At 46.6% G+C, this 25,873-nt stretch carries 38 protein-coding genes; 1 reads left to right on the forward strand and 37 read right to left on the reverse strand.

What is annotated here, in order from left to right:
- Positions 1 to 11: 11 nt before the first annotated feature.
- The gene (gene sat, locus BCOA_RS22905) at positions 12 to 1,166 is read right to left on the reverse strand and encodes a sulfate adenylyltransferase (protein WP_014096476.1); all 1,155 of its coding nucleotides are present in this window, start codon (positions 1,164 to 1,166) and stop codon (positions 12 to 14) included.
- A 612-nt stretch (positions 1,167 to 1,778) separates the two neighbouring features.
- On the opposite strand from sat, the gene BCOA_RS22910 reads away from it, so the two are divergent.
- Positions 1,779 to 3,731: an alkaline phosphatase family protein gene (locus BCOA_RS22910; RefSeq protein ID WP_014096478.1), complete on the forward strand. Its 1,953-nt coding sequence runs from the start codon at positions 1,779 to 1,781 to the stop codon at positions 3,729 to 3,731.
- Between the two features lie 173 nt (positions 3,732 to 3,904).
- Here BCOA_RS22910 and BCOA_RS22915 read toward each other — a convergent pair whose 3' ends face one another.
- The 36 genes from BCOA_RS22915 to rpsJ form a co-directional block, all read right to left on the reverse strand.
- Positions 3,905 to 5,962, reverse strand: coding sequence for a catalase (locus BCOA_RS22915; RefSeq protein WP_014096479.1), 2,058 nt, complete (start codon positions 5,960 to 5,962; stop codon positions 3,905 to 3,907).
- 281 nt (positions 5,963 to 6,243) lie between these two features.
- The gene (gene rpsI / locus BCOA_RS22920; protein ID WP_013858111.1) at positions 6,244 to 6,636 is read right to left on the reverse strand and encodes a 30S ribosomal protein S9; all 393 of its coding nucleotides are present in this window, start codon (positions 6,634 to 6,636) and stop codon (positions 6,244 to 6,246) included.
- 21 nt (positions 6,637 to 6,657) lie between these two features.
- Positions 6,658 to 7,095 carry a 50S ribosomal protein L13 gene (gene rplM / locus BCOA_RS22925; RefSeq protein ID WP_014096480.1) on the reverse strand — a complete coding sequence of 146 codons (438 nt, stop codon included), beginning with the start codon at positions 7,093 to 7,095 and terminating at the stop codon, positions 6,658 to 6,660.
- Between the two features lie 200 nt (positions 7,096 to 7,295).
- Positions 7,296 to 8,033 carry a tRNA pseudouridine(38-40) synthase TruA gene (gene truA / locus BCOA_RS22930; protein WP_014096481.1) on the reverse strand — a complete coding sequence of 246 codons (738 nt, stop codon included), beginning with the start codon at positions 8,031 to 8,033 and terminating at the stop codon, positions 7,296 to 7,298.
- Positions 8,030 to 8,839 carry an energy-coupling factor transporter transmembrane component T family protein gene (locus BCOA_RS22935; protein ID WP_014096482.1) on the reverse strand — a complete coding sequence of 270 codons (810 nt, stop codon included), beginning with the start codon at positions 8,837 to 8,839 and terminating at the stop codon, positions 8,030 to 8,032. The genes truA and BCOA_RS22935 overlap by 4 nt, the downstream gene beginning before the upstream one ends.
- A complete protein-coding gene (locus BCOA_RS22940; protein ID WP_014096483.1) occupies positions 8,836 to 9,705 on the reverse strand; it encodes an energy-coupling factor ABC transporter ATP-binding protein in 870 nt (289 codons plus the stop codon). The genes BCOA_RS22935 and BCOA_RS22940 overlap by 4 nt, the downstream gene beginning before the upstream one ends.
- The gene (locus BCOA_RS22945; protein ID WP_014096484.1) at positions 9,681 to 10,529 is read right to left on the reverse strand and encodes an energy-coupling factor ABC transporter ATP-binding protein; all 849 of its coding nucleotides are present in this window, start codon (positions 10,527 to 10,529) and stop codon (positions 9,681 to 9,683) included. The genes BCOA_RS22940 and BCOA_RS22945 overlap by 25 nt, the downstream gene beginning before the upstream one ends.
- 531 nt (positions 10,530 to 11,060) lie before the next feature.
- Positions 11,061 to 11,477, reverse strand: coding sequence for a 50S ribosomal protein L17 (rplQ, locus tag BCOA_RS22950; RefSeq protein WP_014096486.1), 417 nt, complete (start codon positions 11,475 to 11,477; stop codon positions 11,061 to 11,063).
- 48 nt (positions 11,478 to 11,525) lie between these two features.
- Positions 11,526 to 12,470: a DNA-directed RNA polymerase subunit alpha gene (locus BCOA_RS22955; RefSeq protein WP_014096487.1), complete on the reverse strand. Its 945-nt coding sequence runs from the start codon at positions 12,468 to 12,470 to the stop codon at positions 11,526 to 11,528.
- A 182-nt stretch (positions 12,471 to 12,652) separates the two neighbouring features.
- A complete protein-coding gene (gene rpsK / locus BCOA_RS22960; protein ID WP_013858103.1) occupies positions 12,653 to 13,042 on the reverse strand; it encodes a 30S ribosomal protein S11 in 390 nt (129 codons plus the stop codon).
- 21 nt (positions 13,043 to 13,063) lie between these two features.
- Entirely contained in the window at positions 13,064 to 13,429 is a 366-nt protein-coding gene (gene rpsM, locus BCOA_RS22965) for a 30S ribosomal protein S13 (RefSeq protein WP_013858102.1), read from the reverse strand.
- Positions 13,430 to 13,450: 21 nt separating this feature from the next.
- Positions 13,451 to 13,564 (reverse strand): 50S ribosomal protein L36, encoded by a 114-nt coding sequence (gene rpmJ, locus BCOA_RS22970; protein WP_003156543.1) that lies wholly within the window; start codon positions 13,562 to 13,564, stop codon positions 13,451 to 13,453.
- 102 nt (positions 13,565 to 13,666) lie between these two features.
- Positions 13,667 to 13,885, reverse strand: a complete 219-nt coding sequence (infA, locus tag BCOA_RS22975; RefSeq protein WP_013858101.1) for a translation initiation factor IF-1 — start codon at positions 13,883 to 13,885, stop codon at positions 13,667 to 13,669.
- A 567-nt stretch (positions 13,886 to 14,452) separates the two neighbouring features.
- Complete coding sequence (locus tag BCOA_RS22980; RefSeq protein ID WP_014096488.1) at positions 14,453 to 15,103, reverse strand: adenylate kinase; 651 nt, start codon at positions 15,101 to 15,103, stop codon at positions 14,453 to 14,455.
- A gap of 49 nt (positions 15,104 to 15,152) precedes the next feature.
- On the reverse strand, positions 15,153 to 16,445 hold the full coding sequence (secY, locus tag BCOA_RS22985; protein ID WP_014096489.1) for a preprotein translocase subunit SecY: 1,293 nt from the start codon (positions 16,443 to 16,445) through the stop codon (positions 15,153 to 15,155).
- Complete coding sequence (rplO, locus tag BCOA_RS22990) at positions 16,445 to 16,885, reverse strand: 50S ribosomal protein L15 (protein ID WP_013858097.1); 441 nt, start codon at positions 16,883 to 16,885, stop codon at positions 16,445 to 16,447. Before rplO ends, secY begins: the two co-directional genes overlap by 1 nt.
- Positions 16,886 to 16,915: 30 nt before the next feature.
- Positions 16,916 to 17,095 carry a 50S ribosomal protein L30 gene (rpmD, locus tag BCOA_RS22995; RefSeq protein WP_014096490.1) on the reverse strand — a complete coding sequence of 60 codons (180 nt, stop codon included), beginning with the start codon at positions 17,093 to 17,095 and terminating at the stop codon, positions 16,916 to 16,918.
- 13 nt (positions 17,096 to 17,108) lie between these two features.
- On the reverse strand, positions 17,109 to 17,609 hold the full coding sequence (gene rpsE / locus BCOA_RS23000) for a 30S ribosomal protein S5 (RefSeq protein WP_014096491.1): 501 nt from the start codon (positions 17,607 to 17,609) through the stop codon (positions 17,109 to 17,111).
- A 23-nt stretch (positions 17,610 to 17,632) separates the two neighbouring features.
- Complete coding sequence (rplR, locus tag BCOA_RS23005; protein ID WP_014096492.1) at positions 17,633 to 17,995, reverse strand: 50S ribosomal protein L18; 363 nt, start codon at positions 17,993 to 17,995, stop codon at positions 17,633 to 17,635.
- Positions 17,996 to 18,026: 31 nt separating this feature from the next.
- Positions 18,027 to 18,563 carry a 50S ribosomal protein L6 gene (gene rplF / locus BCOA_RS23010; protein WP_014096493.1) on the reverse strand — a complete coding sequence of 179 codons (537 nt, stop codon included), beginning with the start codon at positions 18,561 to 18,563 and terminating at the stop codon, positions 18,027 to 18,029.
- 29 nt (positions 18,564 to 18,592) lie between these two features.
- A complete protein-coding gene (rpsH, locus tag BCOA_RS23015; RefSeq protein WP_013858092.1) occupies positions 18,593 to 18,991 on the reverse strand; it encodes a 30S ribosomal protein S8 in 399 nt (132 codons plus the stop codon).
- Positions 18,992 to 19,020: 29 nt separating this feature from the next.
- Complete coding sequence (locus tag BCOA_RS23020; protein WP_014096494.1) at positions 19,021 to 19,206, reverse strand: type Z 30S ribosomal protein S14; 186 nt, start codon at positions 19,204 to 19,206, stop codon at positions 19,021 to 19,023.
- 28 nt (positions 19,207 to 19,234) lie between these two features.
- Positions 19,235 to 19,774 carry a 50S ribosomal protein L5 gene (gene rplE / locus BCOA_RS23025; protein WP_014096495.1) on the reverse strand — a complete coding sequence of 180 codons (540 nt, stop codon included), beginning with the start codon at positions 19,772 to 19,774 and terminating at the stop codon, positions 19,235 to 19,237.
- A gap of 5 nt (positions 19,775 to 19,779) precedes the next feature.
- Positions 19,780 to 20,130, reverse strand: coding sequence for a 50S ribosomal protein L24 (gene rplX / locus BCOA_RS23030; RefSeq protein ID WP_014096496.1), 351 nt, complete (start codon positions 20,128 to 20,130; stop codon positions 19,780 to 19,782).
- 38 nt (positions 20,131 to 20,168) lie between these two features.
- A complete protein-coding gene (gene rplN, locus BCOA_RS23035; RefSeq protein WP_013858089.1) occupies positions 20,169 to 20,537 on the reverse strand; it encodes a 50S ribosomal protein L14 in 369 nt (122 codons plus the stop codon).
- A gap of 47 nt (positions 20,538 to 20,584) precedes the next feature.
- On the reverse strand, positions 20,585 to 20,848 hold the full coding sequence (gene rpsQ, locus BCOA_RS23040) for a 30S ribosomal protein S17 (RefSeq protein WP_013858088.1): 264 nt from the start codon (positions 20,846 to 20,848) through the stop codon (positions 20,585 to 20,587).
- Positions 20,849 to 20,868: 20 nt separating this feature from the next.
- Positions 20,869 to 21,072, reverse strand: a complete 204-nt coding sequence (rpmC, locus tag BCOA_RS23045) for a 50S ribosomal protein L29 (RefSeq protein WP_013858087.1) — start codon at positions 21,070 to 21,072, stop codon at positions 20,869 to 20,871.
- Entirely contained in the window at positions 21,062 to 21,496 is a 435-nt protein-coding gene (gene rplP / locus BCOA_RS23050; RefSeq protein ID WP_013858086.1) for a 50S ribosomal protein L16, read from the reverse strand. The genes rpmC and rplP overlap by 11 nt, the downstream gene beginning before the upstream one ends.
- Positions 21,497 to 21,498: 2 nt before the next feature.
- Positions 21,499 to 22,155, reverse strand: coding sequence for a 30S ribosomal protein S3 (rpsC, locus tag BCOA_RS23055; protein ID WP_026104594.1), 657 nt, complete (start codon positions 22,153 to 22,155; stop codon positions 21,499 to 21,501).
- A gap of 3 nt (positions 22,156 to 22,158) precedes the next feature.
- Positions 22,159 to 22,500: a 50S ribosomal protein L22 gene (gene rplV, locus BCOA_RS23060; protein WP_013858084.1), complete on the reverse strand. Its 342-nt coding sequence runs from the start codon at positions 22,498 to 22,500 to the stop codon at positions 22,159 to 22,161.
- A gap of 17 nt (positions 22,501 to 22,517) precedes the next feature.
- Complete coding sequence (gene rpsS / locus BCOA_RS23065) at positions 22,518 to 22,796, reverse strand: 30S ribosomal protein S19 (protein WP_013858083.1); 279 nt, start codon at positions 22,794 to 22,796, stop codon at positions 22,518 to 22,520.
- Between the two features lie 60 nt (positions 22,797 to 22,856).
- Positions 22,857 to 23,687: a 50S ribosomal protein L2 gene (gene rplB, locus BCOA_RS23070; protein WP_014096497.1), complete on the reverse strand. Its 831-nt coding sequence runs from the start codon at positions 23,685 to 23,687 to the stop codon at positions 22,857 to 22,859.
- A gap of 35 nt (positions 23,688 to 23,722) precedes the next feature.
- The gene (rplW, locus tag BCOA_RS23075) at positions 23,723 to 24,007 is read right to left on the reverse strand and encodes a 50S ribosomal protein L23 (protein ID WP_014096498.1); all 285 of its coding nucleotides are present in this window, start codon (positions 24,005 to 24,007) and stop codon (positions 23,723 to 23,725) included.
- Positions 24,007 to 24,630: a 50S ribosomal protein L4 gene (gene rplD, locus BCOA_RS23080; RefSeq protein WP_014096499.1), complete on the reverse strand. Its 624-nt coding sequence runs from the start codon at positions 24,628 to 24,630 to the stop codon at positions 24,007 to 24,009. The genes rplW and rplD overlap by 1 nt, the downstream gene beginning before the upstream one ends.
- Positions 24,631 to 24,654: 24 nt before the next feature.
- Entirely contained in the window at positions 24,655 to 25,284 is a 630-nt protein-coding gene (gene rplC / locus BCOA_RS23085; protein WP_014096500.1) for a 50S ribosomal protein L3, read from the reverse strand.
- A 37-nt stretch (positions 25,285 to 25,321) separates the two neighbouring features.
- A complete protein-coding gene (gene rpsJ / locus BCOA_RS23090) occupies positions 25,322 to 25,630 on the reverse strand; it encodes a 30S ribosomal protein S10 (RefSeq protein ID WP_013858078.1) in 309 nt (102 codons plus the stop codon).
- Positions 25,631 to 25,873 lie beyond the last annotated feature (243 nt).

Genomic DNA, 25,873 nt, shown 5'->3' on the forward strand with positions numbered 1-25,873 from the left:
TTTGTGGACGTTTAATTGTGCACTTTCATCCCTTTGATCAGCACTTCTGCCACTTCCGGCCGGGAAAATTCTTTCGGCGGTTTTTGGCCGACGCGCAGCATTTCGCGCACTTTTGTCCCGCTCAAATGAATATGGTCTTCTTTTCCGTGCGGACAGGTTTTCGTTGTGGCCATATTGCCGCATTTCGTGCAGTAAAACGCATGCTCAAATTTTAAAATGGTGATGCCCAGTTCCTGCTCCACAGTGCTGATCAGTTCCTGTGCTTCATACGTCCCATAATAATCGCCGACACCGGCATGGTCCCGGCCGACAATGAAATGGGTGCAGCCGTAATTTTTACGGACGAGCGCATGCAGGATTGCTTCCCGCGGGCCTGCATAGCGCATGGCGGCAGGGTAAATAACAAGGCGCACACGATCTTTTGGATAATAATGTTTCAAAATCACTTCGTAACTTTCCATCCGGATATCCGCCGGAATATCATCGCTTTTTGTCTCGCCGACAAGCGGGTTTAAAAGCAGCCCGTCAACGATTTCAAGCGCGCTTTTCTGAATGTATTCATGGGCGCGGTGGACCGGGTTGCGCGTCTGGAAGCCGACAATCGTTTTCCAGCCGAGGGATGCGAACAATGCCCTTGTTTCTTTCGGATCTTTATAATAAGCGGCAAACTCGTCATGATTCGGGCGGTTTAAAAGCGTAACCGGCCCTGCAAGATACACATCCCCGTTTTCATATAAGCGTTTAACGCCGGGGTGCGCCGGGTCGGTTGTCCCGTACACGAGCCTTGCTTCCCGTTCTTTGTCCACTGTATACTTTTCTTCCAGTGTGAGCGTGCCGTAGATCACGCCGTCTGCACCTTTTAATGCGAGCGTTTCGCCGGTTTCAAACCTTTCCGCTTCCTCTTCTGTTACGGGAAGCGTGATCGGAATACTCCAGATAAGGCCGTTTGAAAGCCGCATATTTTCCACAACCGTTTCATAATCCTGCTTCCCCATAAACCCGGTCAGCGGGCTGAAGCCGCCGATACCGATCAGTTCCAGGTCGGAGATGCTCCAGTCGGAAACGGTTAATGCCGGTAATTGTTCTGCCTGTTTTAAAGCTTCCGCACTGTGGTTTTCCCGGTTTACCAATATACCGCCGTGCGGGATGCTCGTTGAAAAAGCCATGTTCCAATTTCCTCCACTCGTTTGCATTTTTCCTATAAAAACAATTGGAATACTTCCGTAATATTTATTTTAGCATTAAACAGATTATTTTTGCATTTATTTTTTTGCAGATCTTGGCGGATCACGGTACAGCTCGCCGTAATCATTTAAATAATCCTGGTATAGCTTCTCGACCGCTCATGATATGCCCTGGACTGAAAGACTTCCTTCAAGGGCAAGCAAGTATCTCCGTGATGTCTACACGCTGCATCAAATCGTCAAGGCTTGTTTGCAGTGCCGGGGGAAGAAAAGATTGATTTTCTGCCTCAGCTTCGTTTCGTCTTCCAGCTATGGCAAATGAAAGGTGCCGGCAATTTAAAGTGACAATCAAGTGTATGATCAAACCGTTCTTCGTGTGAAAAAATGATCCGCTTTAATCCGTAAGTTCGGATGGAGAATGGGTCCTAAGTTGCCGCTGGCGGAGATCGCAATTCCATTATGAAGATGCTTAAAAAATGATGAACAAGTTAGCCAGTGCCTTAGCTTCCCTGTTTCCGCGCTTTGTTTACCTGCAGCCATCAAGGGAAAATAGAATGCTGACAGTACATATAAGAAAGGAAGGAAGGAAGGTCCATGAAACGATTCAGCCGTTTGCTTCAGTACATCCTGCCGGCCGCCCTCCTTTGTGCGCTTGTTCCGGGCCGACCCCTGGCTGCATCTGAAAAAGGGACCATTGTTGTCGTGTCTTTTGACGGCATGAAAAACGATTATGTCCACGAACATAAAAAGGAACTGCCGCATTTAAACAAAATTATGAAGCATGGATTTGATGCCAAAGACATTACAGCGGTTTATCCGTCCCTCACCGCCGCCTCCCATGCTTCCATTGCAACAGGGGCCAAACCGGAAAAAACCGGCCTGGTCAGCAATGCATTTCACAATAAAAATTTTAAACTGACGGACACAGAGGATGCCTTCTGGTCTGCGTTGGACGTTCCGGCCATCTGGTCTGAAGGACGGAAACACGGAAAAGTGACGGCGACGATCTGCTTTCCCGGCTCCAACCCGGAAGTTTCAAAGGCGCATGCCGATTACGCCATCTATTACAAGGATACTTTTGCAAAAAGTGACCTTGTCCATCTTACATTCCGTCCCGCCAAAGGATGGAACAATGCCCCGAAAAGCCGGAAACCGCTAAAAGAAGCCGTTTACCGGTTAAAACTTAAGGGAGCAAAGAACCGGACCATTCATGTGCTGGCTGCCGCTCTTCACCATGATGCGTATGACCTTTTCTATTTTTCGGACAACAAAACGATTGAAGATAAAGATGCGCGAGTGGGTGTCAATCAATGGGGCAGTTTCACGTTAAATGAAAATCATCAACCGGCCGGCTTCTGGTTCAAGATGAAAAAAACCGACCGCACCCTGTCGAAAGCGGAAATGTACCGGACAGCGGTCACATCTGCCGCAATCAAGGGACCGGGGGATTTTGCCAAAACGATAAACAGCCTGTTCGGATTTTTCCCTGTGGATGAAGACTTGGCTGCCTTCAAAAAAGGCTGGATTACCCGGACAGAATATGAAGACATCTCCACCCGCTTTGCCCAATGGGTGCAAAATGTCTCCTTATTCATTAAGGATCGCTATAAACCGGATCTGCTCATGTTTTATGAGCCGCAAATCGACCATGAAGAACATGCCTATTTGTCAACAGACCCGCGCCAGCCCGGCTATTCCGATAAAAAAGCAAAAACATATGCGGCCCGGGTCCGTTGGGCGTATCAATTGGCCGACCATACAGTTGGAAAAACATTGCAGTCACTCGGGGAAAATGACAAATTGTTTGTTGTGTCAGACCACGGCATGGAACCGATGCACACTGGGCTCTCTCCGAATTACGAGCTTAAAAAACACGGTCTGCTTGTTTTAAAGAAAAACGGAGAAATTGATTTGAACCGGACAAAAGCGTATGCAGTTGCTTCCGGCACGATGGCCCATGTCTACATCAATTTGAAAGGAAGTGAGAAAGGCGGAATTGTTTCTAAACAAGATTACGGGAATGTGCAGCAGGAGGTGGCAAAAATCTTTTCGTCTGTCCGCGATCCACGCATCCTTGCTTCAAAATCCAAACTGGCGGGTTTCTATCTTTCGGACTGGTGGCAAGGCATAACAAACGGGCATAGCAGCTGGTCCACTACAAAAGAAACCATATCGTCCCTGTATGATACGGTAAAAAATGACCCGGCCCGGCCGTACGAGTCCGTGATCAAAGCGCAAAGCAAAAAAAGTGAGTGGTTTCACCACCCGCATGCCGGTGATGTGACGCTTGTCGCAGCGAGAGGTTACATGATGGATTCGGACATCTCTTCCTCTTTCCATGCCCCGTCCGAACTTAGAAACCACGGTGGCAACCCGGAAAGGAGTGATCTGCGCCCGGTTCTGCTTGCATACGGAAAGGACATTCCGCATAAAAAGGTATCGCGCCGGCTTTCTTTAATCGACATTGCCCCGACGCTTTACCGGATGATGAACGTGCCTGCGCCTTTCTTTGTGGACGGGAAAGAAATAAAAGAACTGGTGCCATAATGGCGGGAGAGAGGGCAAAGCCGCTGCTTGCGGCGGCTTTGCTGTTTTTTTATGGTTGATGTTTAAAATGTAGTCGAAGGATTATCAATTTTATCATCTTTACAAAATATTTATATGCTCAATTATTATTCAGGAGAGGCTAGAACGAGCGTGCCCCCATATAAATAACTATATTATTTTCTATTCCAAAAACGTTGCTGAGCGATAGCAGCGACAAACTCCTCACCGAAGTAAGGATTATTTGCGGCAAAAACGACCCCGAGTAAGTTATTCTTCTCTGTTGCTTTCATATAAGTATGTGCAGTTGTTGCAACACCAATCGGTTTATAATGTTTGTATGCTTCACTTACAAAACGCATGATATGCTGACTGAACCTTGTTTCATTTCCGGAACTTCCGCCAACGATATAGAGTGAATCAAACAGGTTGGGATTTGTTGTTAGAAATGTTTTATTCACTTTGAATCTCGTGCCATCTGTCCCTGTCACCGTTCCAAACTTTTCGCCAACAAAGTCGATAAAAACACCATATTTCCGCAAGAGACCAATGACAGTTTTTACCTCTTTCCCATTAAAATGATTGCCGATCAGAACGCCCACTTTAAGCGAATATGGATATTTTGGCGTATTCATTATGCTAAGAGCCGGGGAACTTGCTGTAACTGGAACTTGCACCCCGCTCGGACGATTCACACCAACATATTCAGCAATAGTGGTTGCCAAACCTTCATCAACATTGGCAAACATATCAACGACTTGCTGGCGAACTGATTGGCTTTTCACGTTTCCGAGCTGAAAGCAAAATGCTTGCGTAATATGCTGCTTCTCAACAGACGACATACTATTCCAAACCAGTCTGGCCTGCGAAAAGTAATCTTTAAACGATTTGCTTTCCGCTTTAATCTTGTGCCCTTCTACCTTCTCCTTGTAATGCACATACCCGCCTTCTGCCGGACTGGAAGTGGCAGGGGTATTATGCGCTAAGGAATTTTTATGATAGTTTATTTTTCCAACATTGATTTTTTGTTGCATATACCCGCCTTGCTGGTTATTGTGAACCGGGCAGATGGGACGATTGATCGGTATTTCATTGAAGTTTGGCCCGCCAAGTCGGTGCATTTGTGTATCCCGATAAGCAAATAATCTGCCTTGTAAAACCGGATCATTGGAAAAATCTATTCCCGGGATCACATTTGCTGGATTAAACGCTACCTGTTCTACCTCCGCAAAGAAATTATCAACATTTTTATTTAATGTCATTTTCCCGATAATTTCTACGGGAACCATTTCTTCCGGCCATAATTTGGTAGGGTCTAAAATATCGAAACCATACTTAAATTCATCATCCTCATCAATCATTTGTACACCTAATTCAAATACAGGGTAAGCTCCAAGCTCAATGGACTCCCACAGGTCTCTTCGATGGAAGTCGGGATCCACCCCACCAATAATTTGCGCTTCATCGACCAGTAATGAATGAACGCCAAGGACAGGCTTCCAATGAAATCTTACAAAAGTAGCTTTTTCATCATCGTTTACAAATCGAAAGGTATTAATACTGAACCCTTGCATCATTCGCCAACTTCTGGGAGCGGTTCGATCAGACATTGCCCACATAATGAAATGAGCAGAAGCTTGATTATTGGCAACAAAATCCCAAAAATTATCATGAGCGGGTGAGGCTTGTGGGATATCATTATGTGGCTCCGGATTAAGCGCATGTATCGCATCCGCTAACTTAAAGGCATCGTTAAGAATGAATACAGGGAATGAGAGCGCTAATAAATCGTAATTCCCTTCTGTTTTATAAAACTTAGTTGAAAAGCCGCGTGGACCCAATGTCGTATCACTTGACCCTTTATTTCCTTGCATGTTGGAAAATCTAACAAATACGGGTGTCTTTTCCCCGGGTTTCTGTAGAAAGCAAGCTTTTGTATATTGTTTCATTGACTTATACAATTCAAATTCCCCATGTGCCCCGAAACCTCTTGCTTGAACAACTCTTTCCGGTATCCGTTCATGGTCAAAATGCATCTGTTTTTCAAAAAAATAAAAGTCCTCCATTAATGTAGGGCCGCGGACTCCAGCTTTTAAAGTCTGTTCATCATTTGAAATCTTTACCGACTCATTGGTTGTAAGTTTCTTACCTACATTGTTAACACGGAACTGTTCTAGTTGCTCATCCTTTCTATTCACGCTCACTTTCTTCCTGTCGTTTGTTGCTTCATCCATGTGATCACCCTTCACAAATAAACTTCAAACTAATATATTCATACGTTGCAATCCGGTAAATTATGCCGGATCACCCTTTTCAATCTACAAGGAGCAACTTGTCCCAGTATTGCTTGAATATCTAAGATATGAACTATCTCCTCTCGAATCTTTTCGGTACGGAAGTTTATTGTTATAACAGTCTTCTTGCATTTGCTGCGTCACATGTGGTCACGGGTTTTTTTGGACATAAAAAAGACCCTCCCCACATAAGTGAAGAGAGCTTTTGAAATGCCAATAATTTAACGTTTCGAGAACTGAGGTGCACGACGAGCGCCTTTGAGACCGTATTTCTTCCGTTCTTTCATACGGGCGTCACGTGTCAGAAGGCCTGCGCGTTTTAACACTGCACGGTATTCAGGATCAGCCTGCAGCAATGCGCGGGCAATACCGTGGCGGATTGCGCCAGCTTGGCCTGTGAAACCGCCGCCTCTTACGTTTACGAGAACATCGTAGCTGCCGTTTGTTTCTGTTATATTCAATGGTTGTTTAATCACTTCAACTAAAGCTTCGAACGGAATGTAATCTTTTACATCACGCCCGTTCACCGTAATATTGCCATTTCCAGGAACTAAGCGGACACGTGCAACAGAACTTTTGCGGCGTCCAGTTCCGGCGTATTGTACTTGTGCCAAAATAATGCCCTCCTTTTAAAATTATCCGCGAAGTTCGTAAACTTCCGGTTTTTGTGCTTCATGCGGATGCTCTGTACCAGCATACACATGTAATTTTTTAAACATTTGGCGTCCAAGAGAACCTTTCGGAAGCATGCCTTTAATAGCCAGTTCCAGCATTTTTTCCGGATATTTCGTTCGCATTTCGCCTGCTGTACGTTGTTTCAAACCGCCTGCAAACTGGCTGTGGCGGTAGTAAATTTTGTCTTCCAGTTTTTTGCCTGTCAATTCTACTTTAGAAGCATTCAGGATGATCACATGATCGCCCGTATCCACGTGCGGTGTGAAAGTTGGTTTATGTTTGCCGCGTAAAATGGATGCCACTTCAGAAGCGAGGCGCCCAAGGGTCTTGCCTTCAGCATCCACTACGTACCATTTACGTTCAACGTCGTTTGCTTTTGCCATATAAGTCGTACGCATGAGTTACCCTCCTAAAAAATATTCACAAAAACACAGTCATGATCTATTGTCATTATCACAATAAGTTTCCGGGGCTTATCGTGGAGTTAAAAAAACAATACCATAGGTTATATTATCGTTTTGGGGCAAGAATGTCAAGCGAATGTTACGCCTGGCCCGGTTGTTTTTATCTTCTTTTGATCATGCGGATTCATGCTCCGTCAATAAGATACTTTCCATAAATACAACCCTTCCGGCGGCGCAGTTTTGCCCGCATAAATCCGGTTCCGTTTTTCAAGGATTTCGCGCATTTCACCGGGGTCGCGTTTGCCGCTGCCGATTTCAAGCAAAGTGCCGGTTAAGATCCGTACCATATTGTATAAAAAACCGTTTCCTTTAAAACAGATCACCAATTCATCGTCCTGCTGCAAAAACCGAATCTCTTTTAACGTACGAATCTTGTCTTCCACCTCTGTTTTCGCTGAACAAAAACTCGTAAAATCATGGGTGCCGAGCACGGTCTCAGCTGCTGCTTCCATCGCCTCGATATCAAGCGAATACCAGACCCTTAACGCGTAACGGTGCTTAAACGGACTGCGGACATGAGAAAAATAGATCCGGTAGCGGTATTCCTTCTCTTTTACCGAGTAGCGGGCGTGAAAAGCAGGGTCCGCATATGCCGCTTTCGAGACCGAAATATCGCCTGGAAGCAGGCTGTTTAAAGCGGCCGGCCAGCTTGTTTCCGGAATAGAAAGATCCGTATCGAAATGGATCACCTGCCCCATCGCGTGCACGCCGGCATCCGTCCTTCCGGAAGCCGCCGTTTTCACGTGGCGGCCTTTATGAAGAGTGGCCAGCGCCTTTTCAATTTCCTGCTGGACCGTCCGCTGCCCCGGCTGGACCTGGTACCCCGCGAATCGGGAACCATCGTAACTGACCGTACATTTTACGCGCTTCATAAAATCCCCCCGTCACGGAACAGCACGAGCAGGACAATAACGACGGCCAGCGCACAAATGGACAGCGTATCAGCCGTACGCCAGACGAGCAGGCGGTATTTCGTCCGCCCCTCCCCGCCCTGGTAACCCCGGGCCTCCATTGCCGTTGCCAGCTCTTCCGCACGTTTGAACGAACTGACAAACAGCGGAATTAATAGAGGAATAATGGCTTTCACCCGGTCTTTTATACTCCCGCCGGAAAAATCGACACCCCGGGCCATCTGCGCCTTCATGATTTTTTCCGTCTCGTCCATTAATGTCGGAATAAACCGCAGGGAAATGGACATCATTAATGCCAGTTCATGGACCGGAAATTTTACTTTCCGGAGCGGCGCAAGCAGCATTTCAATCCCGTCTGTCAGCGAAATCGGCGTTGTCGTCAGCGTCAAAAGCGATGTTAAAAAGATCAGCAGCATAAACCTGAGCGAAATAAACACACCCTGCCGGATCCCTTCACTATAAATATGAATAAATGCATAATGGAAAACAAGGCTGCCCTCGCGATTGAAAAATAGCTGCAGAAAAAAAGTAAAAATGACCAGCCATAAAATCGGCAATAACCCTTTAATAAAAAAGCGGACAGGAACTCTTGAAACCAGCATCACAAGCAAGGTAAAGATTACCAGAATCCCGTAGGTGACCGCATTATTGGCCAAAAATACAATACAAATAAAGACAAATACAAAAATCAATTTTGAACGTGGATCCATCCGGTGAATGACGGAATCGCCCGGAATATAGCGCCCGAAAATCATTTTTTCCATCATACGCGCCCACCCCGTTTCAAAACCGATTGCAATGCTTCCGCAAGTTCTTCCACTGTCAGGCATGTCTTATTGAACTTCATACCGGTTTTTTCCTCGAGCATCGTCTGGAAGCGGACAATCTCCGGCACGCTTAATCCCCATTTTTCAAGCAATCCAGGATCGGAAAAGATGTCACGGGGTGCGCCTTTTTTCATCAATTTCCCCTGATGCAAAATGACGAGTTCATCGGCATATAGGGCGGCATCTTCCATGCTGTGGGTAACAAGCACAGTCGTTAAATGCTTCTTCTGGTGCAATTCGTAAAACATGCCCATCATCTCGTGGCGCCCGCGCGGATCAAGCCCGGCAGTCGGCTCGTCCAGCACAAGCACGTCCGGTTCCATCGCAAGCACACCAGCGATGGCAACTCGCCGCATTTGCCCGCCTGACAGGTCAAACGGCGATTTTGCAAGAATCTCTTCTGAAAGCCCGACAAGCCGGATGAGCTCCCTCGCCCGCTGTTTCGCTTCTTTTTCCGGAACGCCGAAATTCTTCGGGCCGAAACAGATGTCTTTTTCCACCGTTTCTTCAAACAGCTGGTGTTCAGGAAACTGGAACACAATCCCGACTTTTTGCCGGATCGCCTTCAAGTTTTTTTCCTTTTTTCCGGCTTCAATCACCCGGCTGCCGATTGTTACTTTTCCTTTTGTCGGCTGAAGCAGGGCATTCAAATGCTGCAGCAGCGTCGATTTACCTGAGCCGGTATGCCCGATCACGGCGATATAGCGGCCGGACGGGATGGCGAGGGAAATGTCATAGAGTGCAAGCCTTTCAAACGGCGTATTCGGCTGATACCGGTATTCTACTTGTTCAAATGCAATGTCCATAGTGCATCCACCAATTCTTCATCTGTTAAATAAATTTCCGGTAAGTCCAAGCCCCTTGCTTTTAGCGCTTTTGCCATTTTGACCGGGAACGGAATATCAAGGCCAAGCGCAGTCAATGTCTCATCCATTTGAAAAATGTCACGCGGTGTGCCTTCCCGGTAGACCTCGCCGCGGTTCATCACGATCATCCGTTCCGCCTGGGCAGCTTCTTCAAGATCATGGGTAATCGAAATGACGGTCAGCCCTGCTTCTTGTTTCAGCTGTCGAATCGTCTCCAGCACTTCTTTGCGGCCGACCGGATCGAGCATGGACGTGGCTTCATCCAAAATGATCACTTCCGGCTTTAGCGCGATGATCCCGGCGATCGCCACCCGTTGTTTTTGCCCGCCTGATAAATGGTGCGGTTCGCGGTCCAGAAAGTCCGACATCCGCACCCGCTTTAAGGCATCATGGACGCGTTTCACCATTTCCTCACGCGGCACACCGTGATTTTCCAGCCCGAATGCGACATCATCCTGAACGGTTGTACCGACAAACTGGTTGTCGGGATTTTGAAACACCATGCCGACGCGCCTTCTGATCTCCCAGACATTTTCATCCGACAACTTGAGGCCGGAAACCGTTATCGTGCCCTTTCCGGGAAACTGCAAGCCGTTTAAGAGCCTCGCCAGCGTAGACTTTCCGGATCCGTTATGCCCGACAATGGCCAGCCACTCGCCTTTATAAACTTGAAAAGAAATATTTGTTAGTGCATACGTTTCCTGTTCCGGGTAACGGAAGGAAACCTGGTCGATGTCAATGATCACGTTCGTGCTGTCTGCCAATGCCGGATTCCTCCTCTGTAACCTGCTTTTTAGCACGGTTAAAACATGCTAAGCAATCCTTCGCTATTCTCTTCAACTTCATTTCCATCCTGATGGCGGCACCGCAAAGTTGCTTGGGTGTTTACCCAGCCTTTATGCGCCTCGCCACGCGTCAGCAACAGCCCGTTTACAAACGGCTTCTCTTCCGAACGATGATAACCAATGTTTCGCCCGTTTGCTTGTATTTATATTTTACCGTATTGTCGTGCAGTTTGGCGGGTAAAATATCCCCATAATAAAAAAGCCTGCACCCCTCTTCAGTGTAGACGTTAACAATCCGGCGCACAGAAATAAAAAGGGGTGCAAGAGCTAGACGGGCACAAAATGCGCCCATCGTAACACTCACAGTTTATTGCATCACACATAAACGAAAGGGTTTCGCAAGTACAGACCATCCCAGCGCTGCAAAGTCTGCGATTACAAACCGAAAAAAGATAGAAAAAGGGCAAAGAAGCAGTTAAGAACCTTTCAACTGTCCAGCCCTCAAGAAAATCATTCGTTTACTTGCTCTTGATCTTGCTCTTGATTCTGATCTTGCTTTTCTTTTTCAACGAATTCAATAATGGCAACCGGTGCACCATCTCCGCGGCGCGGGCCTACTTTCAAGATGCGGGTGTAGCCGCCCCGGCGATCCGCGTAACGTTCTGCAATGACCGAGAATAATTTTTGAACAGCATCCTGTTTTGTTTCTTCGTCAGCTGTTTCATGGCGTACAAATGCAGCAGCCTGGCGACGGGCATGAAGATCACCGCGTTTTCCAAGCGTAACTAATTTTTCAACAACTGAGCGTAATTCTTTTGCGCGTGCTTCAGTTGTTTCGATACGTTCATTAATGATAAGGTCTGTTGCCAAATCGCGCAGTAATGCTTTACGTTGGGCGCTTGTGCGTCCTAACTTTCTGTAAGGCATGAAGTTCCCTCCCTTATGTTGGATTAATCGCTTTGCCTTCTAACCGGCTCAGTCGTCTTTACGCAAACCTAAGCCCAAATCTTCGAGCTTTGCTTTGACTTCTTCAAGGGACTTGCGGCCAAGATTCCGGACTTTCATCATATCTTCTTCCGTTTTATTGGCCAGTTCCTGAACGGTATTGATGCCGGCACGTTTCAGGCAGTTATAAGAACGGACTGAAAGATCAAGTTCCTCAATTGTCATTTCAAGCACTTTTTCTTTCTGGTCTTCTTCTTTTTCCACCATAATTTCCGCATTTTGTGCTTCATCTGTCAGTCCGACGAAGATGTTCAAATGCTCGGTTAAAATTTTGGCGCCCAAAGCAATTGCTTCTTTCGGGCCGATGCTCCCGTCAGTCGTGACATCCAGTGAGAGCTTATCATAATTGCTGATTTGCCCTACCCGGGTATTTTCGACCTGGTAGTTCACGCGTTGAACCGGGGTATAAATAGAATCTATTGGAATGACACCAATTGGATGGTCTTCCCGCTTATTTTGATCAGCAGGAACATAGCCGCGGCCTTGGTTGGCGGTCATGCGCATACGCAAATGCCCGTTTTCGGCAACCGTCGCAATATAGAGATCCGGATTTAAAATCTCCACATCGCTGTCATGCGTAATATCGGCTGCTGTCACAGCGCCTTCTCCCTGAACATCAATCTCAAGCGTTTTTTCCTCATCGGAATAGATTTTTAATGCCAGCTTTTTGAGGTTCAAAATAATGCTGGTCACATCTTCAACAACGCCTTCAACTGTCGAGAATTCGTGCATCACGCCATCGATTTGGATGGAAGTGACAGCGGCACCCGGGAGTGAGGATAATAGGATACGACGTAAGGAGTTACCCAAAGTAGTACCATATCCACGCTCAAGCGGTTCTATGACGAACTTGCCATAAGTAGCGTCATCGCTGACCTCAACCGTTTCAATTTTTGGCTTTTCAATTTCGATCATTCAAATTAACCCTCCTTCAAAACGTCGAAACCCCGTATAGCACCCCAGAAAGAGCCCTATTCGAAATTCCCCATGCAAAATTCCCTATTATGCATAACAACTGGATCATTCAAATCATTTTTTTTGCAGATTATGCATCATATCCCATTATTGACAAGGATACAAAATCTATACAAAAAAAATCAGACACGGCGACGTTTTGGCGGGCGGCAACCATTATGCGGCACAGGTGTTACGTCTTTAATGGCTGTAACTTCAAGCCCGGCAGCCTGCAGGGCACGGATGGCGGCTTCACGGCCTGCACCAGGTCCTTTTACAGTTACTTCCAAAGACTTCATCCCATGTTCCATCGATGCTTTCGCGGCTGTTTCAGCAGCCATTTGTGCAGCAAACGGCGTTGATTTACGGGAACCTTTGAAACCGAGCGCACCGGCACTGGACCATGCAACAGCATTCCCATGCACATCCGTGATCGTAACGATTGTATTGTTAAAAGTGGAACGAATATGAGCGACTCCTGATTCAATATTCTTTCTTACGCGGCGTTTACGCGTATTTGTTCTGCGTGCCATATGAACAACCTCCTTTGCTTATTATTTCTTCTTACCGGCAACCGTTTTACGCGGGCCTTTGCGTGTACGGGCATTGTTTTTTGTGTTTTGCCCGCGAACAGGAAGACCGCGGCGGTGGCGGAGACCTCTGTAAGATCCGATTTCCATCAGGCGTTTAATGTTCAGAGAAACTTCACGGCGAAGGTCTCCTTCTACTTTCAGCCTGTCCACGATGTCACGAATTTTGTTTACTTCATCCTCTGTTAAGTCGCGGACGCGTGTATCTTCAGAAATTCCGGCCTCAGCAAGAATTTTTTGTGCAGTTGATTTACCAATTCCGTAAATGTATGTTAAAGAAATAACAACACGTTTATCACGTGGAATGTCAACACCGGCAATACGAGCCATACAGGTGCACCTCCTTCAAATTTATCCTTGTTTTTGTTTGTGTTTCGGATTTTCACAGATTACCATTACTTTGCCTTTTCTGCGGATAACCTTGCATTTTTCGCAGATCGGCTTCACAGATGGTCTAACTTTCATGGTTTACCCTCCTTAATATACGGAGTACAAGCCCGGTACCTTTTTTCCAAACAGATTCCCCAGGCAGACTTTCCGTTTCACCGAAAAAGCCGTGTATCTACATTATTTAAAGCGGTACGTAATTCTACCGCGGGTCAAATCATACGGAGACAGTTCAACTGTTACTTTATCACCCGGCAAAATGCGGATAAAGTTCATCCGGATTTTTCCCGACACATGTGCAAGAACAGTGTGACCATTTTCTAATTCTACCTTAAACATGGCATTCGGCAAAGTTTCGCTCACAATGCCCTCAACTTCAATAACGTCATCTTTCGCCATCGAACTTTTCTCCCTCCTCCTAACATTTAGGACCTGGCAATGATACTTTTCCAAAACCTTAAAACGATCAGGCTCGCCAAAACTCCCTCTTCAGGAAGCGGTCGGCCTGCTGCATATTCACGTAAACCGGCTGATCCGAGGGGCCGGCAAGAGCTGATAAACGTTCCCAAGGTTACATGGTTCTTTCATGTCAGTCTTGACCAATCCCATGTCCGGCATACATGTGAACGAACGAAAGCCATTTGCACAGAATTGAATTGCATGAGAGACGTTCGAATGACGCTTACTGGCAATCCTGACAACGGAAGCCGCCTTCCTCATCTATTGATTACAAGTTAACGGATGAAGCAAATCGCCAATAAAACAGAGCCGTCATTTCACCCGTGAAATATCCAGCGGTGAAAATGCCACGAAAACCATTATAACCTTTTTAAGCGGAAATTGCATCAAACTTGAAAAGTTTTTTACCGTCAGGACATGGCCGAAAAGCCGGCCGGTTAAAACTTCCAAAGGTGGTTTCCATCCAACGTGATTGCGGCTCTCATGAATTCACCAAGTCGTTCACGTTTAACCCAGTTGGCTCAGCAATTGATCGATATCCGCAAAAACTTGATGAATATCCTGCTGGCCGTTTACATTCCGCAAATAGCCTTTTTCCTCATAAAAGTCCAGTAGCGGCCGGGTTTGTTTCATATTGACATCGAGCCGGTTCCCGACAGTTTCTGCGTTGTCGTCCGCCCGTTGGTACAGCGGGCCGCCGCATTTGTCGCAAACGCCCTCCGTTTTTGGCGGATTAAACACGAGATGGTAAGTCGCACCGCAATGTTCACAGATTCTCCGGCCGGTCAGCCGCTCTGTCAGAATCTCCCGGTCCACCTCAATATTGATGACATAGTCAAGCTGTTTGCCAAGGCTGCTTAAAATATTTTCCAAAGCTTCTGCCTGGGCAACCGTCCGCGGGAAACCGTCAAGCAGGAAGCCATTTTTGCAGTCATCCTTGCTTAACCGTTCGCGCACGATCCCGATCGTTACTTCGTCAGGGACCAGTTCGCCTTTGTCCATAAAGGACTTGGCTTTAAGCCCCAGCTCCGTTTCTTCCTTTATTGCCGCCCGGAACATGTCTCCGGTGGAAATGTGAGGAATGGCATACTTATCAATGATTTTTTCGGCTTGAGTCCCTTTACCGGCTCCGGGAAGGCCCATTAACACTAGATTCATCGTACAGCCCCCTTATTCCTGACATGGTCTCAAAAAAACGAAACCATTTTTATTTGATAAAGCCTCTGTAATGGCGTTTAACAAGCTGTGCTTCCAGTTGCAGCATCGTTTCAAGCGCAACCCCGATCACAACGAGCAGGCTTGTGCCGCCGATTCTGGCGGAAGCCGGGAGCCCGATGACATTCGTGAAAATGACAGGCAGAATGGCAATCACAGCAAGAAAGATCGAACCGACAAATGTCAGCCGGTATAAAACCGAAGTGACATATTGCTGTGTGTTTTTGCCCGGGCGGATCCCCGGAATATAGCCGCCTTGTTTCTTTAAATTGTCGGCAAGCTGCTCCGGATTGACTTGTACGAATGCGTAAAAGTACGAGAAAGCGATAATCAACGCCACATAAATCAAAGCTCCGACCGGTTTTGTATAATCAAAAATATACTGGATGGTGCTTGCCACACTGCTGGAACCGAAAAACGAAGCGATCGTCTGCGGCGCAATAATGAACGAAATCGCAAAGATAACCGGAATGACCCCGGCAGCATTGACCTTTAAAGGCAAATGCGTTGACTGCCTGCCGGTTGTTGCCCTGCCGGAAATGTGCTGGGCATACTGGACCGGTATCTTTCTCGATGCCTGCTGGAAATAGATGACTCCGACCACAATGGCCAGAATAATCAATGCAAGAAAAGCCAGCAAAACAATCTTCAAAAACAGCTGGGAACCGGCATTTTCAATTTGCTGCGCGTAAATCTGGTTGATGGCTGTCGGAATCCCGGCAATAATGCCGGCCATAATCAAAATGGAAATCCCGTTTCCTACACCTTTGGCCGTAATTTGTTCGCCAAGCCACATTAAAAATGTGGTGCCGGCTGTCAGCGTAAGTGCGATGATCAAATACGTCCAGAAACCGGACTTCGTAATCAGTGCCCCTTGCGCCAAATTATTAAAGCCATATGACATGCCGAAGCCTTCAATCAAAGCCAGGATAACCGTAAAATAGCGTGTAAACTCATTCAGCTTACGACGCCCCACTTCACCCTGTTTTGCCCACTCGGCAAACTTCGGCACAACATCCATTTGCAAAAGCTGCACGATAATGGAAGATGTGATATATGGCATAATGCCCATTGCAAAAATGGAAAAGTTCTTCAGCGCACCGCCCCCAAAAGTGTTTAGAAAACCAACTAAACCGTTTTGGGTGGAGGCATCCAAAACGGAAGCATCCACATAAGGAACAGGAATAAAGGCTCCTATGCGGAATACGACCAGCATGAGGAGGGTGAAAATAATTTTATTTCTTATCTCACCCACACGCATAAAATTGGCGATTGTCTTGAACATTAAATCACCTCGGCTGTACCGCCGGCAGCTTCTATGGCTTCTTTGGCAGCAGAGGAGAATTTATGTGCTTTTACGGTCAATTTTTTCTCAAGTTTGCCGTTTGCAAGCACTTTTACACCCGATTTTTCCTTGCTGATGACACCTGTTTCCAATAAAAGGGCAGGCGTTACTTCCGTGCCGTCTTCAAAACGGTTTAAAACGTCAAGGTTCACAATGGCATACTCTTTACGGTTAATGTTCGTAAAACCACGTTTTGGCAAACGGCGGAACAACGGGGTTTGACCGCCTTCAAAACCGAGGCGTACACCGCCGCCGGAACGAGCGTTTTGACCTTTGTGCCCTTTGCCGGCTGTTTTTCCGTTGCCGGAACCAATACCACGACCGACACGGTTGCGTTTTTTACGGGATCCTTCTGCAGGTTTTAATTCATGAAGTTTCATGGTTGCACCTCCTTATCTTAAAATCGAAAATTATTGTTCCGATACGGAAACAAGATGGGACACTTTATTGATCATGCCGCGAATTGCAGCATTGTCTTCTTTCTCAACAGTCTGGTTGACTTTGCGCAGGCCGAGCGCTTTTACCGTTTCGCGCTGATCCTGCGGGCGGCCGATGACACTGCGGGTGAGGGTGATTTTCAATTTTGCCATGAGCGTTCCCTCCTTAACCTAATAATTCTTCGACAGATTTATTGCGCAGTTTCGCAACTTCATCCGCACGCTTCAATTGTTTAATGCCGTCCATTGTAGCACGGATCATGTTAATCGGTGTGTTTGAACCAAGCGACTTGGACGTAATATCCGCAATACCCGCAAGTTCAAGGATCGCACGGACAGGGCCGCCGGCGATAACACCGGTACCAGGGGAACCCGGTTTCAGCAAGATTTTGCCTGCACCGAAGTGGCCGACAACTTCGTGCGGAATCGTTGTGCCCGAAATCGGTACCTCAACAAGATTTTTCTTCGCATCTTCAACAGCTTTGCGGATCGCATCCGGCACTTCCTGCGCTTTTCCGGTTCCAAATCCGACATGTCCGTTCCGGTCGCCAACAACGACAAGTGCGGAAAAGCGGAAACGGCGTCCCCCTTTTACCACTTTGGCAACGCGGTTAATCGTAACAACACGTTCTTCTAACTCAAGTTTGTTTGGGTCAATACGTAGCATGTAAAATTTCCCCTCCTTTTTGATTAAAATTGTAATCCGTTCTCACGGGCTGCATCGGCAAGCGCTTTGACACGGCCATGATAGAGGTATCCGCCGCGGTCGAAAACAACTTCTTTGATGCCTTTTTCCATTGCGCGCTTTGCAATCAATTCGCCCACCTTTTGTGCAGCTTCCGCATTGCCGGTTGACTCAAGGCTCAACTCTTTATCGAGCGTGGAAGCGCTGGCCAGTGTGACGCCATTTGCATCATCAATCAATTGGGCATAAATATTTTTGTTGGAACGATAGATATTCAGGCGCGGACGTTCAGCCGTTCCGCTTAATTTTGCGCGGACGCGTGCATGCCTTTTTTTGCGTACTTGATTTTTATCCGGCTTCGTGATCATCGAATTCACTCCTTTCTCATCCTAGGCGGCATTATTTACCGGTTTTACCTTCTTTTCTGCGTACATATTCGCCTTCATAACGAATCCCTTTGCCTTTATAAGGTTCAGGCGGGCGGACGTCGCGAATGTTGGCGGCAAATGCGCCGACACGTTCTTTGCTTACGCCTTTTACAACAATTTTTGTATTGGAAGGCACTTCGACTTCCAGGCCTTCTTCCGGTTCAAATTCAACAGGATGGGAGTAGCCGACGTTCAATACGAGTTTTTTGCCTTGTTTTTGGGCGCGGTATCCAACCCCGACCAGTTCCAAAGATTTTTCAAAGCCTTTCGACACCCCTTCCACCATGTTTGCGAGCAGTGCGCGGGTCGTTCCGTGCAAAGCGCGGTGGTTTTTGCTGTCTGAAGGGCGTGTTACGTGAATGATATTGTCTTCTACGGTAATGTTAATATCAGGGTTGAAGCTGCGGATCAGCTCGCCTTTAGGCCCTTTAACCGTAACTGTATCTCCGTTAATGGTTACCGTAACGCCGGATGGAATTTCAACCGGTTTTTTTCCTATACGTGACATAATTTACACCTCCGTTCAACGTCAAATGATTACCAAACGTATGCTAAAATTTCTCCGCCGACATTGTTTTTCCGTGCTTCTTTGTCGGTTAAAACGCCTTGAGAAGTAGAAACAATTGCGATGCCAAGCCCGTTCAGCACTTTCGGCACTTCACCTGCTTTTGCGTATACGCGCAGGCCCGGTTTGCTGATACGCTTGATCCCTGTAATGACGCGTTCGTTGTTTGCGCCGTATTTCAGGAAGATCCGGATAATCCCTTGTTTGTTATCCTCGATATATTCAACATCACGCACGAAACCTTCACGTTTTAAAATCTCGGCGATCTCTCTCTTAATCTTGGAAGCCGGGACTTCCAATTTTTCATGACGCACTGTATTTGCATTACGGATACGCGTAAGCAAATCTGCAATCGGATCAGTCATGACCATTTCTTTTACCTCCTTCCCAAATTCGGGTTTTACCAGCTGGCTTTTTTCACGCCAGGAATTTGACCTTTATATGCAAGTTCGCGGAAACAAATACGGCAAAGTTTAAATTTGCGAATGACGGAATGCGGCCGGCCGCATCGTTCGCACCGCGTATAAGCCTGAACTTTATACTTCGGTTCACGTTTTTGTTTCGCAATCATTGATTTTTTAGCCACGTTTTCGCCTCCCTTTTTAGCGTCCGCTTTATTTTTGGAATGGCATGCCGAGCAGGCCTAACAGTTCACGTGATTCTTCGTCCGTGTTCGCAGTGGTGACAATGACGATGTCCATCCCGCGCACTTTGCTGACTTTGTCGTAATCAATTTCAGGGAAGATCAGTTGCTCTTTAATGCCGAGTGTGTAGTTTCCGCGGCCGTCAAACGATTTTTTCGATACGCCGTGGAAATCGCGCACACGCGGAAGCGAAACTGAAATCAGTTTATCGAGAAATTCGTACATGCGCTCGCCGCGAAGCGTTACTTTTGCGCCAATTGGCATCCCTTCACGAAGGCGGAAACCTGCGATCGATTTTTTCGCTCTTGTCACAACCGGTCTTTGGCCGGAAATCAATGTTAATTCTTCTACTGCATTGTCGAGCATTTTTGCGTTTTGAACAGCATCACCAACACCCATGTTGATCACGATCTTTTCAACTTTAGGCACTTGCATAACGGATGTATATTGAAACTTGCTTGTTAAAGCAGGAATAACTTCTTTTTCGTATTTTTCTTTTAGGCGGTTCATGTCGCTTACCTCCCTTCTTCTTCAGGCTTTTTCTTAATTTCCTTAAGCACGCTTAAAACTTCACCGGATTTTTTTGCTACACGCACTTTTTTGTCGTTCCTTATTTCATATCCGACACGTGTCGGCTCATTTGTTTTCGGGTCAATCGGCATCACATTTGACACGTGAATGGGCGCTTCCATGTCGAGAATACCGCCCTGAGGGTTTGCCTGGGAAGGTTTTGCGTGTTTTTTGACAACGTTCACGCCTTCCACAATCACACGGTTTTTTTTCGGATATACCGCAAGGATCGTCCCGGTCTTGCCTTTATCTTTGCCGGAGATCACCATTACCTTGTCACCTTTTTTGACATGCATTACAATCGCACCTCCTTGATTGTCACAAACTATATCGATTAAAGTACTTCCGGAGCCAGTGATACGATTTTCATGAAATTGTTGTTGCGCAGTTCGCGTGCAACCGGCCCGAAAATACGCGTGCCGCGAGGGCTCTTGTCGTCACGGATAATGACGCATGCATTTTCATCGAAACGGATATAAGAACCATCGCTGCGGCGCACTCCGCTCTTTGTACGGACCACAACAGCTTTCACCACATCGCCTTTTTTAACAACGCCTCCAGGTGTTGCTTGTTTTACCGTAGCAACGATGACATCTCCGATATTCGCAGTTTTTCGGCCGGATCCGCCTAATACTTTAATCGTTAAAACTTCACGTGCACCTGAGTTGTCAGCTACTTTTAAACGGGTTTCTTGTTGGATCATCCTCGTTTACCTCCCTTCGGAATCAACCGTATCCGAACTGATACAAATTAGATAATGACTGCTTTTTCAACGATTTCCACCAGGCGGAAACGTTTTGTAGCAGATAACGGGCGTGTTTCCATGATTCTTACGATATCGCCGACTTTGGCTTCGTTATTTTCATCATGTGCCTTGAATTTTTTCGAGTATTTTACGCGTTTGCCGTACAGAGAATGTTTTTTGTAAGTTTCTACAAGAACAGTAACGGTTTTATCCATTTTGTCGGATACGACACGGCCGGTGTATACTTTGCGTTGGTTGCGTTCACTCATGTATCGCGAACCTCCTCCCATTATCGGTTGTTAATTCCAATTTCTCTTTCACGAATGACGGTTTTCATGCGGGCAATCGATTTACGAACTTCACGAATGCGGGCAGTGTTCTCTAATTGTCCAGTCGCAAGCTGGAAGCGAAGGTTGAACAGCTCTTCCTTCAGCGACTTTACTTTTTGTTCAATTTCGGCAGTGGTTAAGTCACGAATTTCTTTAGCTTTCATTAGATTCACCACCAATTTCTTCACGTTTTACGAACTTGCATTTAATCGGCAGCTTGTGGGACGCAAGGCGTAAAGCTTCGCGTGCAACTTCTTCAGGAACACCGGCAATTTCAAACAAAATCTTGCCCGGTTTCACAACAGCCACCCAGCCCTCAGGCGCACCTTTACCGGAACCCATCCGGACTTCAAGCGGTTTTGCTGTATATGGTTTATGAGGGAAAATTTTTATCCATACTTTACCGCCACGTTTCATATAACGTGTCATCGCAATACGGGCAGCTTCGATTTGGCGGTTTGTAATCCAGGAAGCTTCCAAAGCCTGCAAACCATATTCGCCAAATGCAACTTCAGTGCCGCCTTTTGCACGGCCGCGCATTTTTCCGCGGTGTTCACGGCGGTATTTTACACGTTTAGGCATCAACATGATCAGTTTCCCCCTTCCTCGGTTTTTTTCTTAGCAGGAAGGATTTCCCCACGGTAAATCCAAACTTTTACGCCCAGTTTTCCGTAAGTTGTATCTGCTTCAGCATGTGCATAGTCAATATCCGCACGAAGCGTATGAAGCGGAACTGTACCTTCGCTGTAATGTTCTGCACGGGCAATATCCGCACCGCCCAAACGTCCTGAAACCTGCGTCCGGATTCCTTTTGCACCGGCACGCATGGCGCGTTGAATCGCCTGCTTTTGCGCACGGCGGAAAGAAACGCGGTTTTCCAGCTGGCGGGCAATGTTTTCCGCAACAAGTTTTGCATCAATATCTGCTTTTTTAACTTCGACAATGTTAATGTGGACTCTTTTTCCTGTTAAAGCATTCAGCGCTTTACGCAATGCTTCTACTTCCGAACCGCCTTTACCGATCACCATGCCCGGTTTTGCCGTACGGATTGTAATGTTGACACGGTTTGCAGCACGTTCAATTTCCACGCCAGAAACAGAAGCATCCGCAAGGCGCTTTGCGATATATTCACGAATTTTAATGTCTTCGTGCAATAGATCGGCGTAATCTTTTTCTGCGTACCATTTCGATTCCCAGTCACGAATCACTCCGATTCGCAAACCGATAGGATTTACTTTTTGACCCACCAATTATCCCTCCTTTTGATCTGATACTACAATCGTAATATGGCTCGTGCGTTTGTTGATCTGGCTTGCGCGTCCCATTGCACGCGGCCGGAAACGTTTCAATGTAGGCCCTTCATCGACATAAGCCTTTTCCACAACAAGGTCATTTGCGTCCATATCGTAGTTGTGTTCTGCGTTCGCAATCGCAGAGTTGAGTACTTTTTCAATAACCGGCGAAGCAGCTTTAGGCGTAAATTTCAAAATCGAAAGCGCTTCTCCTACTTGCTTTCCTCGAATTAAATCAATTACCAGGCGTGCCTTACGAGGAGCAATACGGACTGTTTTCGCGACAGCTTTTGCTTGCATTGGAATACCTCCTCCCGTTAGCGTCTTGTCTTCTTATCGTCACCGGCGTGACCTTTGAATGTGCGTGTCGGAGCAAACTCACCGAGCTTATGGCCGACCATATCTTCCGTGATGTATACCGGAACATGTTTACGGCCGTCATACACAGCGATTGTGTGGCCGACAAATGCAGGGAAAATCGTCGAACGGCGTGACCACGTTTTGATCACTTGCTTCTTGTTGGACTCGTTCAATTTTTCCACTTTCACCATTAAGTGATCGTCAACGAAAGGCCCTTTTTTCAGACTGCGACCCATGAATAGTCCTCCTTCCTGATTAGAGCTACGGTTCAGGCTGCGAACCGTAGTTCAACAGCATTATTTTTTACGGCGCCGTACAATAAATTTATCTGAAGTGTTTTTCTTCTTGCGCGTTTTGTAACCAAGTGTCGGTTTGCCCCATGGTGACATTGGTGATTTGCGTCCGATTGGTGCTTTACCTTCACCACCACCGTGCGGGTGATCATTCGGGTTCATAACAGATCCGCGGACAGTCGGGCGTACACCCATCCAGCGCTTGCGGCCTGCTTTACCGATGTTGACCAGTTCATGCTGTTCGTTGCCAACCTGACCGACCGTTGCGCGGCAAGTTGCAAGAATCATGCGCACTTCGCCGGAATTCAGGCGGACAAGCACATATTTTCCTTCTTTACCAAGCACTTGTGCGGAAGTACCGGCAGAACGGATCAATTGGCCGCCTTTGCCTGGTTTCAATTCGATGTTATGAATGACCGTACCAACAGGAATGTCAGAAAGCGGAAGTGCATTCCCGACTTTAATGTCTGCATCCGGTCCGGACATAATTTCCATGCCGACAGTTAGATTTTTTGGTGCAAGAATGTACCGTTTTTCACCGTCTGCATAGTGAATCAAAGCAATATTAGATGAGCGGTTCGGGTCATACTCGATTGTGGCAACGCGCCCTGGTATACCATCTTTATCGCGTTTGAAGTCGATAATCCGGTACTGGCGCTTATGGCCACCGCCCTGATGACGAACAGTTAATTTCCCCTGGTTGTTGCGGCCTGCTTTTTTCGAAAGCGGAGCAAGCAGTGATTTTTCAGGCTTATCCGTCGTAATCTCCGCAAAATCCAAAGCCGTCATGCCGCGACGCCCGTTAGAGGTTGGTTTGTATTTTTTGATCGCCATTTTTTTCCCTCCTCTTCAAGTTTGATGGATCGTATTTAGACCTCAAAGATTTCAATTTCTTTGCTGTCAGGTGTTAGCGTAACAACTGCTTTGCGGCGCTTGTTTGTATAGCCGGTATAACGGCCCATGCGTTTGAGCTTGCCTTTATAGTTCGCAACATTCACTTTCGCAACTTTGACGCCGAAAATTTCTTCTACAGCATCTTTGATTTCTGTTTTATTCGCTTTGACATCAACTTCAAATGTATATTTCTTATCTGCCGTCAATTCCATTGAACGTTCAGTAATCACGGGGCGCTTCAAAACATCACGTGCATCCATTAACCAAGCACCTCCCCTACTTTTTCAACAGCGGATTTTGTCATGATCAATTGATCATGGTTTACAACATCCAAAACATTTACGCCTGTTGCTTCAACAACCGTAATACCCGGAATGTTGCGTGCAGACAATACCACATTTTCGTTCAATCCGTCTGTGACAACAAGTGCTTTTTTATCCACGGACAAATTTTTCAGGACAGCAATAAAATCTTTTGTTTTTGGCGCATCAAAATTTAATGCGTCCAGAACCAAAATATTGTTTTCCCGTACTTTTGACGATAGAGCGGATTTAATCGCAAGACGGCGTACTTTTTTCGGCAGTTTGTAGCTGTAGCTGCGTGGAACAGGCCCGAAAACCGTACCGCCTCCGCGCCATTGCGGTGCACGAATCGATCCTTGTCGTGCGCGACCTGTGCCTTTTTGCCGCCATGGTTTACGTCCGCCGCCGCGTACTTCAGAACGGCCTTTTACTTTGTGGGTACCTTGGCGGAGCGATGCCCTCTGCATGATGATCGCTTCAAATAAAACATGTTCATTCGGTTCGATGCCGAATACAGCGTCGTTTAATTCAACTTCACCGACTTGGGAACCGTTTTGGTTGTATAGAGCTACTTTTGGCATTCCTGTTTCCTCCTTTCTTTACAATTATTTTGCTTTTACAGCTGCTTTAACTGTAACCAAAGCTTTTCTCGGACCAGGAACGTTTCCTTTGATCAAAAGCAGATTGCGTTCTGCATCCACTTTGACAATTTGCAGATTTTGAACGGTAACCCGTTCTCCCCCCATACGCCCAGGGAGTGCTTTTTGTTTGAATACGCGGTTTGGCGCAATCGGACCCATTGAACCTGGACGGCGGTGGTAACGCGAACCGTGAGCCATAGGGCCGCGGTGTTGTCCGTGGCGTTTAATAACACCTTGGAATCCTTTCCCTTTTGTAACACCGGTAACATCTACAATGTCACCTTCTGCAAAAATATCTACTTTGACTTCTTGACCAACTTCAAAATCACTTGTGTTTACGCCGCTGAATTCGCGGATGAAGCGCTTAGGTGCCGCATTGGCTTTCGAAACATGCCCTTTTTCCGGTTTGTTTGCCAGGCGTTCCGGTTTGTCTGCAAATCCGAGCTGGATCGCTTCATAACCGTCCGTTTCAACTGTTTTCTTTTGCAGCACAACGTTTGGTGTTGCTTCAATTACAGTGACAGGAATAAGATCGCCGTTCTCGGCAAAAACTTGGGTCATACCGATTTTTCTCCCTAAGATTCCTTTGGTCATCAGTCACACCTCCTGTTAAATATGTCATGTTTTATCATTAAAGTTTAATTTCAATGTCAACGCCGGATGGCAGATCCAACCGCATCAATGAATCAACCGTTTGCGGGGTCGGATTTACAATATCGATCAAACGTTTGTGTGTACGCATTTCAAATTGTTCACGAGAATCTTTGTACTTGTGGACAGCACGCAGAATGGTGTAAACAGATTTCTCAGTCGGAAGCGGAATCGGTCCGGAGACGTTTGCACCTGATCGTTTTGCTGTTTCTACAATTTTCTCTGCAGACTGATCCAGAATTCTGTGATCGTATGCTTTTAATCGAATGCGAATTTTTTGTTTTGCCATTATTTTCCCTCCTTTTTCGCCTATTTGCTAATAGACATTCTCCATGGAAATTTTCCTGGCCCACGCGCCATGGCAAAGCGGCCGGGTGTGCCAGCAACCTCCCACTTCATCGCAGTCAAAGACCAACATCAAACATTATACACAAAAGCATGGTGTAATGCAACATAAACTTTGATATACTGCTGATTCCAGCGACTTTTTTTATTATACAGGCCTTGTGGCGCAACATCAAGTTTTGGAAAA

It is taken from the genome of Heyndrickxia coagulans 36D1 (genome assembly GCF_000169195.2).
In the GTDB taxonomy this organism is placed as follows: domain Bacteria; phylum Bacillota; class Bacilli; order Bacillales; family Bacillaceae_C; genus Weizmannia; species Weizmannia faecalis.